This window comes from Nocardia aegles (genome assembly GCF_052545135.1).
In genome coordinates this window covers 171,468-183,486 of record NZ_JBQWRI010000004.1, presented here as the reverse complement: position 1 = coordinate 183,486, position 12,019 = coordinate 171,468, and the positions used below count along the sequence as shown (strand labels likewise).

Sequence of the window (12,019 nt, the reverse complement as noted above, 5' to 3'; positions counted from 1 at the left end):
GGTTTCCCATGTCTGATGTCAAACCCGTTCCCGATGGATATCCGGTGGTGTCGCCCGGGCTGGCGGTCGACGGCGCCGCGGCGGCGATCGATTTCTACAAGAACATTTTCGGGGCGACCGAGCGCATGCGAATGCCCGGTCCGGACGGCAGGATCGCGCATTGTGAACTGATGTTCGGCGATTCCGTCGTCATGCTCGGCGATTCGGCGCCCGATATGGATTTCCTCGACCCGAAGACGGTCGGCGGCACCCCCGTCAACCTGTACGTGTACGTCGCGGACGCCGACGCCGCCTTCACCGCCGCGCTGGCCGCCGGCGCCAGGGAACTCACGCCGATGACCGATCAGTTCTACGGCGATCGCAGTGGCGCCTTCGAGGACCCGTGGGGGCACCGGTGGACGGTGGCCACCCACGTGGAGGATGTGCCGCCCGACGAGATGGACCGCCGGATGGCCGAGCGTTTCGGCGGCTCGTGACCTCGGCTGATCAGCTCACCCGGCCACCACCGAGTCACCGGTGACCCGGATGCTTTTCGGTGCGAGCGGCTTGCTCGCCGGGCCGTGGGCCACCGAGCCGTCCAGTGCGAATTTGCTGCCGTGGCAGGCACAGTTGATGGTGCCGCCGGACACCGTCGCGACCTTGCACCCGGCGTGCGTGCACACCGAGGAGAGGCCGACGAAGGTGCCCGCGCTGGGCTGGGTCACCACGGTGTCGCCCACGATCACACCGCCGCCGACGGGGATGTCGGCCGTCTTGGCGAGCGCGTTCGTGGGGTGGTCCACCTCGGCGGGCCGGTCCTCCGGCGCGGCGGGTGCGGCGGCGGGTGTGACGGCCGGCTTCGGTGCGGCGTCGTCCTTGCCATAGGTGGTGCAGGCGCTGACCGCCGCCACGGTGGCGATGCCCGCACCGGCGATGACCACACTGCGCCGGGTGCGGAGCTGTTCGTCGGCCAGGGTGGGCCCGGGCTCGAGTCGCTTCATCGGATCTCCCTCGAAGACGCGGCCGGCTTTGTGCCGGTTCCGCTTTCGCCTTGTCCACGGGGAAGGTGATCCGGCGGTTCAATCGGCGATCCGAGCGGTGCCGGACGGGCGTGTCGCGGCGGCGACCACTGTCCCGGCGGCGGACCCGGACTCCCTCATCTGTTTCGTGGCCGGGTCCGCCGCGGCGAGTCGCCAGGACGCGCCGGTGATCTTCGCCACCGACACGCCGGACGCCCGAGGGACGTGAGCGCGCCGGTCACAAGCAGTCGGTGGGCCCGCCTAGAATCGGTCCAGCCAACCCCCGTCGAGACCTTGGGAGGAAGGACCGTCTTGGCTGCCTCGTCCAGATCGTTCGTCCATCTGCACAACCACACCGAGTACTCCATGCTCGATGGGGCGGCGAAGATCTCGCCACTGTTCACGGAGGCGAAACGGCTGGGGATGAACGCGGTCGGGATGACCGACCACGGCAACATGTACGGCGCCTCGGAGTTCTACAACTCGGCCAAGAAGCACGACATCAAGCCGATCATCGGCATCGAGGCCTACATCGCGCCCGGCTCCCGGTTCGACACCAAGCGGGTGCAGTGGGGCGATCCGAGCCAGAAGGGTGACGACGTCTCCGGCTCCGGCGCCTACACGCACATGACCATGGTCGCCGAGAACGCGACCGGCCTGCGTAACCTGTTCAAGCTCTCCTCGCTGGCCTCCATCGAAGGCCAGCTCGGCAAGTGGGCCCGGATGGACGCGGAGATCATCGCCGAGTACGCCGAGGGCATCATCGCGACCACCGGCTGCCCCTCCGGCGAGGTGCAGACCCGCCTTCGTCTCGGCCACGACCGCGAGGCGCTCGAGGCCGCGGCCAAGTGGCAGGAGATCTTCGGCAAGGACAACTTCTTCCTCGAGGTCATGGACCACGGCTTGTCCATCGAGCGCCGGGTCCGGGAGGGACTGCTGAACATCGGCAAGCAGCTGGGCATCCCGCCGCTGGCCACGAACGACTGCCACTACGTCACCAAGGATCAGTCCACCAATCACGAGGCTCTGCTGTGCGTGCAGACCGGCAAGACGCTGTCGGACCCCACCCGGTTCAAGTTCGACGGTGACGGCTACTACCTGAAGTCCGCCGAGGAGATGCGCGCGCTCTGGGATGCGGAGGTGCCCAGCGCGTGCGACAACACGGTACTGATCGGCGAGCGGGTCCAGTCCTACGACGCGGTGTGGGACTTCAAGGACCGCATGCCGGTATTCCCGGTGCCCGACGGCCACGACCAGGCCAGCTGGCTACGCAGGGAGGTCGACCTCGGGCTGCGGCGCCGATTCCCCGACGGCGTACCCAGGGAATACCTCGACCGCGCCGCCTACGAGATCGGCGTCATCCTGGAGATGGGATTCCCCGCCTACTTCCTGGTGGTCGGCGACCTGATCAACCACGCTCGCGAGGTCGGCATCCGAGTCGGTCCCGGCCGCGGGTCCGCGGCAGGTTCCCTGGTCGCCTACGCGCTCGGCATCACCAATATCGACCCGCTCCCGCACGGTCTGCTCTTCGAGCGGTTCCTCAATCCCGAGCGCGTCTCGATGCCCGATATCGATATCGACTTCGACGATCGCCGCCGCGGTGAAATGGTGCGCTACGCGAGCGAGAAGTGGGGCACCGATCGGGTCGCCCAGGTCATCACCTTCGGCACCATCAAGACCAAGGCGGCCATCAAGGACTCGGCGCGAGTTCTGTTCGGCCAGCCCGGTTTCGCCATCGCCGACCAGATCACGAAGGCGCTGCCGCCGCCGATCATGGCCAAGGACATCTCGGTTTCCGGCATCACCGACCCGGACCACGAGCGGTACAAGGAAGCCGCCGAGGTCCGCGAACTCATCAACAACAATCCGGATATCGCCAAGATCTACGAGACCGCGCGTGGTCTCGAGGGCCTGATCCGCAACGCGGGTGTGCACGCCTGCGCGGTGATCATGTCCTGTGATCCGCTGGTGGACGCGATCCCGCTGTGGAAGCGGCCACAGGACGGCGCCCTGATCACCGGCTGGGATTATCCGTCCTGCGAGGCCATCGGCCTGCTGAAGATGGACTTCCTCGGTCTGCGCAACCTCACCGTCATCGGTGACGCGCTGGAGAACATCAAGGCCAATCGCGGCATCGAGCTGGACATGGACACCTTGCCGCTCGATGACCGCGCGACCTATGAATTGCTTTCCCGCGGTGACACTCTCGGTGTCTTCCAGCTCGACGGTGGTCCCATGCGCGATCTGCTGCGCCGCATGCAGCCAACCGCGTTCGAGGACATCGTCGCCGTCGGTGCGCTGTACCGGCCCGGCCCGATGGGGATGAACGCACACAACGACTACGCCGATCGAAAGAACAACCGGCAAGAGGTCAAGCCGATCCATCCGGAGCTGGCCGAGCCGTTGAAGGACATCCTCGGTGAGACCTACGGTCTGATCGTCTATCAAGAGCAGATCATGCACGTAGCGCAGAAGGTGGCCGGGTACTCGCTCGGCCGAGCCGATATCTTGCGTCGCGCGATGGGTAAGAAGAAGGCCGAGGTGCTGGCCGCGGAGTTCGAGGGCTTCGAGGAGGGCATGCAGGCCAACGGCTACTCCAAGGCCGCGATCAAGGCGCTGTGGGACACGATCCTTCCGTTCGCCGGTTACGCGTTCAACAAATCGCACGCGGCCGCCTACGGCCTGATTTCCTATTGGACCGCATACCTCAAGGCCAACTATCCGGCCGAGTACATGGCGGGCCTGCTCACCTCCGTCGGTGACGACAAGGACAAGGCCGCGGTCTACCTGTCCGACTGCCGCCGCCTCGGCATCACCGTGCTCCCGCCGGATGTCAACGAGTCCGAGCAGAACTTCGCCTCGGTCGGCAAGGACATCCGCTTCGGGCTCGGCGCGGTGCGCAACGTCGGCGCGAACGTCGTCGCCTCGATCATCCAGGCGCGCAAGGAGAAGTCGAAGTTCACCGACTTCTCCGACTACCTGAACAAGATCGACGCGATCGCCGCCAGCAAGAAGGTCACCGAATCACTCATCAAGGCAGGCGCTTTCGACTCCCTCGGGCACCCGCGCAAGGGCCTGATGCTGATCCACTCCGACGCCATCGATGCCGTGATGGCCACCAAGAAGGCCGAGGCGATGGGTCAATTCGACCTGTTCGGCGGCATGGACGCGGACGAGTCGGTGACCTCGGTGTTCAACGTCAAGGTGCCCGACGACGAGTGGGAGACCAAGCACCGGCTCGCGCTGGAGCGGGAGATGCTCGGCCTGTACGTGTCCGGGCATCCGCTCAACGGCGTCGAGCACGTGCTCGCCGCGCAGGCCGACACGCAGATCCCCGCCATCCTGGACGGCGATATCAAGGACGGCACCCAGGTCACCGTCGGCGGCATCCTGGCCTCGGTGAACCGGCGCATCAACAAGAACGGCCTGGCCTGGGCCTCGGCGCAGCTGGAAGACCTCACCGGTGGTATCGAGGTGCTGTTCTTCCCGCAGGCGTACTCGGTGTACGGCATGGATGTCGTCGAGGACGCCGTGGTGCTGGTCAAGGCGCGTGTCTCGGTCCGCGACGACCGGATCTCGCTGATCGCCAACGATCTCGCCGTACCCGACCTGTCCGCGGTCGGCGTGGCCAAGCCGCTCGCGGTCACCGTCACCACCCGCATGTGCACCCCGGACAAGATCGGCGAACTCAAGCGGGTCTTGTCCAGGCACCCCGGCACGTCGGATGTCCATATCCGGCACGTCGGCGCCCGGGACAAGACCACGCTGCTGAAACTCGATGAACGCCTGCGCGTCTCACCATCGTCGGCACTGATGGGCGACCTCAAGGCGCTGCTCGGCCCGGGCTGCCTGGCCGGCTGATCGGCGCGGGAGGCAACAGCGGCCATGTCCTGGCGGATGGTCACCGCCTTCGCCGTGTTCGGTGATGGCTGGTGCGCACGGTGTCACCGCATGAGCCGGTGCGCCAACTCGACATCGGCAGAGCCGCAGATACTCGGCGGCGCGACCACGACGCCGCTACTCCTCTTGTCACGCAAACCTTTGTCTCCTTCCTCGGTGATGTCGCGAGTGGCACCCGGCCGCGGCCATCCCTCCGTAGCTGAACACCCGCAGGATTCGGACTTGTGCGACGGAGAGGCTTCCATGTTGCTGGGCCATGCGGCTATGTTGCTGCACACGAACAGCATTCGAATGGCGAAAGCGGACGGTCCGATGAAGTCGGCCATCCGCCCAGAACTCGGACCGAGGCCCGCGCTGAAGGCCAGGCCGCCCCAACCCAGTTGCTGTCCGCTCACGGTGTCGGCCGATAACCCGATGATGATCGAGGTCCAAGCGGCTGTTAAGCATCCGATAGGCGGGATCGCGGATAGTTCTGGGGTAAGTCGTTCACTCCAGAAAACGAGGATCACCATGCAAGCCATCCTGCGCACCCTGCGTCTGCTCGTACTCGGCGTCACGCTGTTCGTCCCCGCGTTCGCCGTCGCGACGGTCGGGGCCGGCGCGGCGAACGCGGGCTCGGTCTACGAGATCAAGTTCGCGCCAGGAAGCGATCACACGTCGATCGACGGAGCGGTCGTCCGCGGCGACGCCGACACCTTCGCGTTCGAGGCGCGGGCGGGGCAGACCTTGACCCTCGAGCTCACCTCGATCGAGGACAATGCGCGGTTCACCACCAGCGGCCCGGACGGACGCGTCTTGTGCGCGGAGGAGACCTGGAGCCGGATCACGCTGCCGAAGAGCGGCTACTACACCATCTCGGTGGCGCCGAGCCGCGGCAACGCGACCTACACCCTGTCGGTGCGCATCGTCTGATCGTCAGGGCGACACCGCGACGCCGAGCGTCTGGGCCACCAGGAATCGGGGACCATTCGCGCTGTAGAACGACTCGGCGTCGCGGATGTCGAAACCGGCGTCTGCCACCAGGCCGCGTATGTCGCGGTTCAGGTGGCAGCCACCGAACAGTCGTTTCTGGACCGGGTTCATCCGGTTCTGCCACACCCGCACCTTCTCGTCCGGCGCCAGCCCGTGTTCGATGAAATGCAGGGTTCCGCCCGGGACGAGCACCCGGCGCACCTCGGCGAGCGCGGCGGCGATGTCGGGGATGGTGCACATCGTCCAGGTCGACAGCGCGCAGTCGAAGGCGTCGTCCGGGAAGGGCAGCGCCTGCCCGTCGAGCCCGGCCCGCTCGACCGGCACGGTGGCGGCGGCGACGCGTTCGCTCGCCAGCCGCCAGCCGAGATCGGCGGGCTCGACCGCACGCACCGACACGACCGTCGCCGGGTAGAACGGCACGTTCAGTCCCGAACCGAAACCGAGTTCCACGACCTGTCCGTGCAGTCCGGCGCACACCCGCTCGCGCAGCGGAGCCAACTCCCGCAATCCGCAGGACAGATCGACGATCCGCGGCAGCACATGCTCGGCGTAGACACCCACGCCTTCACTCTGACAGGCATCGCCCGTCGCGGCCAGGGCTGTACGGCCCGATGGATTTCCGCGCCTCTTCGGTCCTGCCCTCCATTCGGCCTCAGTGGCCGCACGGACCGAGTGAAGCGACTCCGGCCGGTCGGCCGGGAAGCCGGGACCACACGCGCCGCTGCGCCCGAGGCCGGTGTCCGTATCGGGCGGACCGGACGTGCCCGTGGGATGCTGGCCCGGTGACTGTGTTCGAGGTGTGGGCACCGCGGCCGGAGTCGGTGCGACTGGATCTGGAGGGTGTCGTCCATTCGATGACGCGGTCGCCGAACGGCTGGTGGCGCACCGACGTACCCGCCGCGAACGGCGCCAGGTACGGCTTCCTGCTCGACGACGACCCGACCGTGCTGCCCGATCCGCGCTCGCCCCGCCAGCCCGACGGCGTGCACGCCCGCTCGGCCCTGCACACCCTCGATCCGGCCGGGTGGACCGATGCGGGGTGGACCGGCCGGCCGCACGCCGGGGCGGTCTACTACGAACTGCACATCGGGACCTTCACCCCCGACGGCACCTTCGACGCCGCGATCGAACGGCTCGACCACCTCGTCGGGCTGGGCGTGACGGTGGTCGAACTGATGCCGGTGAACGCCTTCGACGGCACCCACAACTGGGGCTACGACGGCGTGCTCTGGTACGCGGTGCAGGAAAGCTACGGCGGGCCCGACGGTCTGCAACGGTTCGTGAACGCCTGCCACGCCCGCGGGCTCGCGGTCTGCTTGGACGTCGTCTACAACCATCTGGGACCGTCCGGCAACTACCTGCCGCGCTTCGCGCCCTACCTGACCGAGGGACGCAACACCTGGGGACAGAGCCTCAATCTCGACGGTCCGCAGTCCGATCACGTGCGCCGGTACATCGTCGGCAACGCGGTGCGCTGGCTGCGCGATTTCCACATCGACGCGCTGCGCCTGGACGCGGTGCACGCCCTGGTCGACCACACGGCCACGCATCTGCTGGCCGAACTGGCCGTCGCGACCGAGCGGCTGGCCACCCACGTGCGCAGACCGCTGACGCTGATCGCCGAGAGCGATCTCAACGACCCGAAGCTGATCACCCCGCGCTCGGCCGGCGGCTACGGCCTGACCGCGCAGTGGAATGACGACCTGCACCATGCCGTGCACACCGCCGTCTCGGGTGAACGGCAGGGCTACTACGCCGACTTCGGTTCCCTGCGCTGCCTGGCCCGCACGCTGAAGCACGGCTTCTTCCACGCCGCAACGTATTCCAGTTTCCGGGGCCGCACGCACGGCCGCCCGATCGATCGCAGCCTGCTCCCAGGCAGCGCGCTGCTGGCCTACACCTGCGATCACGACCAGGTCGGCAACCGGGCGCTCGGTGACCGCCCGAGCGCCTACCTGACCGGCGGCCAGCTCGCGATCAAGGCCGCCCTGGTGTTGTGCGGGCCGTTCACGCCCATGCTGTTCATGGGAGAGGAGTGGGGCGCCCACACGCCGTTCCAGTTCTTCACTTCGCACACCGACCCGGAAGTCGCCGCCGCCACCGCATCCGGGCGCAAGAAGGAGTTCGCCGAGCACGCCTGGCCGGCGGGCGAGGTGCCGGACCCGCAGGATCTGAAAACCTTCCTGCGCTCCAAACTCGACTGGACGGAAGTGGACGAGCCGGAGCATGCCCGGCTGCTGTCCTGCTATCGCGCTCTGCTCGCACTGCGCCGCGAGCGGGCGGAGCTCAGCGACCCCTGGCTGACCCATGTTTCGGTGGACTACGACGAGGCCGCGCGCTGGATCGTGGTGCACCGGGGCACGCTGGCGCTGGTGTGCAACCTCGGCGAGGACCAGGTCGCGGTGCCGATCGCGGGCATCCCGCTGCTGTCCTGGGAATCCCCGACGATCGGGCCTTCCGCCACAACCGTTCCCGGCCACTGTTTCACCTTGCTGGACACCGCGCCTCTCGGCCCCCGCTGAGCGGGTGGAACCCCAGCTCGCGGCAGGCTTTCGGGGGTGTCCGGTAACGGCCGTACAACTGTCCGAGACAGGCGCTTTGCCGGAATCGTCCCATGCCATTACCGTGGAGAGATGAGCAACGTCGCTTCCGGGGACCTCGCGGTTCTTCCCCCGGGGATGGGTGGCAGCGCTGCCGCCGAATTCGCACCGTTCGTGCGCGCTTTCGCACGGGCGTACGGCAACCGCCGGGGTGCGGGAGCGGCGTTCACGCTGCACCGGCACGGAGAGGCGCTGGTGGACATCTGGGTCGGCTCCGCCGGTGACGTTCCGTGGACCAGGGACACCGGCACGATCATCTTCTCGGCCACCAAGGGAATCGCCGCCACCGTCGTGCACCGCCTCGCCGACCGTGGGTTGCTCGACTATTCCGCCCCCGTCGCGGAGTACTGGCCGGAGTTCGGCGCCAACGGCAAGCGCAAGATCACCGTTCGCCATCTGCTCACCCACCGGGCGGGACTGTCCGCGCTGGCTCCGATCGCCACCGGCGGCCTGGCCGACGTGCTGGACCACGAGCTCATGGAACAGCGCTTGGCCGCGGCCAAGCCCGACCGGTCGCTCGGCGTGCCCACCTACCACGCGCTCACCTTCGGCTGGCTGGTCGGCGGCTTGACGCGCGCGATCACCGGCACCGGCCTGGGCGAACTGATCCGCACCGAGGTCGCCGAGCCGCTCGGCATCGGCGGCCTGCATCTGGGCAGGCCGCCCGCCGGCGCCCCGATCACCTACGCCCCGCTGGCGGGCACCCAGCTCAGTGCGCTCGGAAAGCCGTTGGGTGCGGCGGTTCTCGGCCGCAGTCACCGGATTCCCGGCGCGCTCGGCGCCGCCACCCGCTGCCTTTTCCTGCCCGGTCTGGAAGCCATTCTCGAGGGCGTCAGCCCGCCGATTCTGGATACGGAACTCGGTGCGGGCAACGGGGTGTCCACCGCGCCCGCGCTGGCCGAGCTGTACGGCGTGCTCGCGAACGACGGCATCGCGGCCGACCGCAGCAGGTACCTCGGCCGCCGCACCATGAGGGCACTGCGCCGCGTCGAGACCTACCAACCCGATCGCGCGCTGTTCTACCTGCCGATGATGTGGCGTCTGGGATACCACTCCCTGCCGATGCCGGGCGCTCACGCCGGGTTCGGGCACATCGGCCTCGGGGGCTCCTTCGGCTGGGCCGAACCCCGGCTGGGCCTGTCGGTCGGCTTCGTGCACAACCGCCTGTCCGTCGCGCAACTGAGCTACGACCAGACCGCGGCGTTCTGGCTGCTGCCGCTCATGCTGAACTGCCTGCGCGCTTCCCGGCGCCGGATACCGGCGGCGCAGACGCCGAAGGCCGCCTGAGCGCCGGATTCCGGCTCAGGTCAGGTAGCGGTAGGCCGGTGAATCGGGCTCGAGGCGCTCGCACTGGATCGGGGAGTGGTGCATCCGTTCCAGCAGGGGGGCAAGCCCGTCCGGCGCGCCGAGTTCGATGCCGACCAGTGCCGCGCCCGTCTCCCGGTTGTTGCGCTTGACGTACTCGAACAGCGTGATGTCGTCTTCCGGGCCGAGCACCTCGTTGAGGAAACGGCGCAGCGCGCCGGGCTCCTGCGGGAAGTCCACCAGGAAGTAGTGCTTGAGCCCGCGGTGCACCAGCGAGCGTTCGATGATCTCGCCGTAGCGGGACACGTCGTTGTTGCCGCCGGACACCAGACAGACCACCGTCGAATCGGGGTCGACGGTGATCTCCGCCAGCGCCGTCGCGGTGAGCGCGCCCGCCGGCTCGGCGATGATGCCCTCGTTCTGATACAGGTCGAGCATGGTCGTGCAGATCGCGCCTTCGTCGACCTGCATCATCTGGAAAGCGCCTGCGCCCCTGGGGGATTCGGTGGTGGTCAGCAACGGCAGCGAGGCGTGCGAGACCACCCGCCCGCCGAATCCGGACACCGCGGCGTACGGCACGGCGCCCACCCGGCGCACCGCAGCGCCGTCGACGAACGGATCGATCTCCGGCAGCGTGACCGGGCCACCAGCCACGAGCGCCGCGGTCATCGAGGCCGCGCCCGCGGGCTCCACGCCGAGGATGGCGGTGCGCGGAGAGCGCGCGCGCAGATAGGTGCCGATGCCCGCCAGGCAACCGCCGCCGCCCACGGGCACGATCACCAGGTCGGGCGTGGTGGGGAGTTGCTCCAGGATCTCCGCGGCGATGGTGCCCTGACCGGCCGCGGTGCGGGTGTCGTCGAACGGCGGCACCATGGTCGCGCCGGTGCGCTCCACATCGGCGGCGGCGGCCGCGGCGGCGGCGTCGTAGGTCTCGCCGACCGCGATCAGCTCGACGAATTCCCCGCCGTGCACCCGGATGCGATCACGCTTCTGCTTCGGCGTCGTGGTCGGCACGTAGATGCGGCCCTTGATCCCCATCGCCTGGCAGGCGAACGCCACGCCCTGCGCGTGGTTGCCCGCGCTGGCCGCGACCACACCCACGGCGCGTTCCTCCTCGGTCAGCTGGACCACGAGGTTGTAGGCGCCGCGCAGCTTGTAGGAGCGGACCGCGCTGAGGTCTTCGCGCTTCAGATAGACGTTCGCCCCGGTCAGCCTGGACAGTCGCTCACTGCGCTGCAGCGGGGTCGGATCGATGACGTCGGCAATTCGCTTGGCGGCAGCATCGATCTCGTCCGCGGTGAGCGCGGGACGAGAAGCGGACAGTGCGTCGAGGAGATCAAGCGGATCGGACACCCCGAATATGCTGCCACCCGCCGCGGCGGCGAGCTGCGGCGGGTGGCGGTGACACGCTGACTACCTGCGAGGAAGCTACCTGGGCGTGAGGACGAAGACGGGAATCCGGCGATCGGTCCTGGTCTGGTAGTTCGCGTAATCCGGCCACACCTCGACGGCGCGCTCCCACCACCGCGCCTTCTCCTCGTCGAAGACCTCGCGCGCGGTGTAGTCCTTGCTGACGGTGCCGTCGCGCAGCTCGACGTGCGGTTCGGCCTTGATGTTGTAGTACCAGACGGGGTGCTTGGGCGCGCCGCCCAGCGAGGCCACCACGGCGTACTCGCCGTCGTGCTCCACCCGCATCAGTGGCGTCTTGCGCAGCTTGCCGGTCTTCGCGCCCTTGGTGGTGAGCAGGATGATCGGCACGCCTTGCAGGGTCGTGGCCTCGGTCCCGCCGGAGTTCTCGTACTTCTCGGCCTGCTCGCGGGCCCAGTCGGATGTGCTCGGTTCGTATTCGCCGGTCAGTGGCATGTCTGCGGCAACACCGCCGCGAGTCACTGTGTTCCCGTCCACAAAAAGTTCGCTGGACCGAAATTCCGATTGTGACTACCCTGAGGAGATGGCGGTCGTTCCCTCTTCGACACGCGGCACCACGATCGACATCGCGGGTAGCCCGTGGCCGGTGTACAAGCTCGACGCGGTGGTCGTCGGCTTGGTGGCCTGCCTCGTCCTGGCCGTGATCACCGGATCGCTGCAGATCGCGGTACTCGCCGCGGCGGCGCTCGGCGCGGCCCGGTGGCTGATCGGCATGGCGGTCGCCGGTCTCGGCGAGCGGCCCGGAGACACCCCGTAGTGACATTTCCCCGCCGCAGGCGATGATTCGAGTAGTCGAATACGCGGGTTTCGGTGGGA

Annotated in this window: 12 protein-coding genes; 6 read left to right on the top strand and 6 right to left on the bottom strand. The window is 68.2% G+C overall.

The features are described 5' to 3' along the window. The first annotated feature begins 8 nt into the window (after positions 1 to 8). Positions 9 to 476: a VOC family protein gene (locus ACT89H_RS14280; protein WP_445109072.1), complete on the top strand. Its 468-nt coding sequence runs from the start codon at positions 9 to 11 to the stop codon at positions 474 to 476. A gap of 15 nt (positions 477 to 491) precedes the next feature. Here the strand turns inward: ACT89H_RS14280 and ACT89H_RS14275 are convergent, their stop codons facing one another. Both ACT89H_RS14275 and ACT89H_RS14270 read right to left on the bottom strand, forming a co-directional pair. Further along, entirely contained in the window at positions 492 to 980 is a 489-nt protein-coding gene (locus tag ACT89H_RS14275) for a QcrA and Rieske domain-containing protein (RefSeq protein ID WP_445109071.1), read from the bottom strand. A 78-nt stretch (positions 981 to 1,058) separates the two neighbouring features. Then, a complete protein-coding gene (locus tag ACT89H_RS14270) occupies positions 1,059 to 1,199 on the bottom strand; it encodes a hypothetical protein (RefSeq protein ID WP_445109070.1) in 141 nt (46 codons plus the stop codon). Positions 1,200 to 1,310: 111 nt separating this feature from the next. Between ACT89H_RS14270 and dnaE the strand changes: the two genes are divergently transcribed. Beyond that, on the top strand, positions 1,311 to 4,859 hold the full coding sequence (dnaE, locus tag ACT89H_RS14265; RefSeq protein WP_445109069.1) for a DNA polymerase III subunit alpha: 3,549 nt from the start codon (positions 1,311 to 1,313) through the stop codon (positions 4,857 to 4,859). 83 nt (positions 4,860 to 4,942) lie between these two features. On the opposite strand, the gene ACT89H_RS14260 is transcribed toward dnaE, so the two are convergent. Then, a complete protein-coding gene (locus tag ACT89H_RS14260; protein ID WP_445109068.1) occupies positions 4,943 to 5,410 on the bottom strand; it encodes a hypothetical protein in 468 nt (155 codons plus the stop codon). Here ACT89H_RS14260 and ACT89H_RS14255 point away from each other — a divergent pair. Beyond that, on the top strand, positions 5,409 to 5,810 hold the full coding sequence (locus tag ACT89H_RS14255) for a PPC domain-containing protein (protein ID WP_445109067.1): 402 nt from the start codon (positions 5,409 to 5,411) through the stop codon (positions 5,808 to 5,810). The two genes, ACT89H_RS14260 and ACT89H_RS14255, sit on opposite strands and share 2 nt — an antisense overlap. 3 nt (positions 5,811 to 5,813) lie before the next feature. Here ACT89H_RS14255 and ACT89H_RS14250 read toward each other — a convergent pair whose 3' ends face one another. After that, entirely contained in the window at positions 5,814 to 6,431 is a 618-nt protein-coding gene (locus ACT89H_RS14250; protein WP_445109066.1) for a class I SAM-dependent methyltransferase, read from the bottom strand. Positions 6,432 to 6,652: 221 nt separating this feature from the next. Here ACT89H_RS14250 and treZ point away from each other — a divergent pair, with 221 nt between their 5' ends. Further along, positions 6,653 to 8,392, top strand: a complete 1,740-nt coding sequence (gene treZ, locus ACT89H_RS14245; RefSeq protein WP_445109065.1) for a malto-oligosyltrehalose trehalohydrolase — start codon at positions 6,653 to 6,655, stop codon at positions 8,390 to 8,392. A gap of 111 nt (positions 8,393 to 8,503) precedes the next feature. Beyond that, positions 8,504 to 9,757 carry a serine hydrolase domain-containing protein gene (locus tag ACT89H_RS14240; RefSeq protein WP_445109064.1) on the top strand — a complete coding sequence of 418 codons (1,254 nt, stop codon included), beginning with the start codon at positions 8,504 to 8,506 and terminating at the stop codon, positions 9,755 to 9,757. Positions 9,758 to 9,772: 15 nt separating this feature from the next. Here ACT89H_RS14240 and ilvA read toward each other — a convergent pair whose 3' ends face one another. Both ilvA and ACT89H_RS14230 read right to left on the bottom strand, forming a co-directional pair. Beyond that, on the bottom strand, positions 9,773 to 11,128 hold the full coding sequence (ilvA, locus tag ACT89H_RS14235; RefSeq protein ID WP_445109063.1) for a threonine ammonia-lyase IlvA: 1,356 nt from the start codon (positions 11,126 to 11,128) through the stop codon (positions 9,773 to 9,775). A 75-nt stretch (positions 11,129 to 11,203) separates the two neighbouring features. Then, positions 11,204 to 11,638, bottom strand: coding sequence for a nitroreductase family deazaflavin-dependent oxidoreductase (locus tag ACT89H_RS14230; RefSeq protein WP_445109062.1), 435 nt, complete (start codon positions 11,636 to 11,638; stop codon positions 11,204 to 11,206). An 88-nt stretch (positions 11,639 to 11,726) separates the two neighbouring features. Between ACT89H_RS14230 and ACT89H_RS14225 the strand changes: the two genes are divergently transcribed. Further along, positions 11,727 to 11,960 (top strand): hypothetical protein, encoded by a 234-nt coding sequence (locus ACT89H_RS14225; protein WP_445109061.1) that lies wholly within the window; start codon positions 11,727 to 11,729, stop codon positions 11,958 to 11,960. Positions 11,961 to 12,019 lie beyond the last annotated feature (59 nt).

Bases quoted from the DNA above. Each gene is read 5' to 3' on its own strand.
- ACT89H_RS14260 (WP_445109068.1), bottom strand. From the start codon at position 5,410: ATGGTGATCCTCGTTTTCTGGAGTGAACGACTTACCCCAGAACTATCC.
- ACT89H_RS14275 (WP_445109071.1), bottom strand. From the start codon at position 980: ATGAAGCGACTCGAGCCCGGGCCCACCCTGGCCGACGAACAGCTCCGC.
- ACT89H_RS14240 (WP_445109064.1), top strand. From the start codon at position 8,504: ATGAGCAACGTCGCTTCCGGGGACCTCGCGGTTCTTCCCCCGGGGATG.
- ACT89H_RS14255 (WP_445109067.1), top strand. From the start codon at position 5,409: ATGCAAGCCATCCTGCGCACCCTGCGTCTGCTCGTACTCGGCGTCACG.
- ACT89H_RS14280 (WP_445109072.1), top strand. From the start codon at position 9: ATGTCTGATGTCAAACCCGTTCCCGATGGATATCCGGTGGTGTCGCCC.
- ACT89H_RS14230 (WP_445109062.1), bottom strand. From the start codon at position 11,638: ATGCCACTGACCGGCGAATACGAACCGAGCACATCCGACTGGGCCCGC.
- ACT89H_RS14225 (WP_445109061.1), top strand. From the start codon at position 11,727: ATGGCGGTCGTTCCCTCTTCGACACGCGGCACCACGATCGACATCGCG.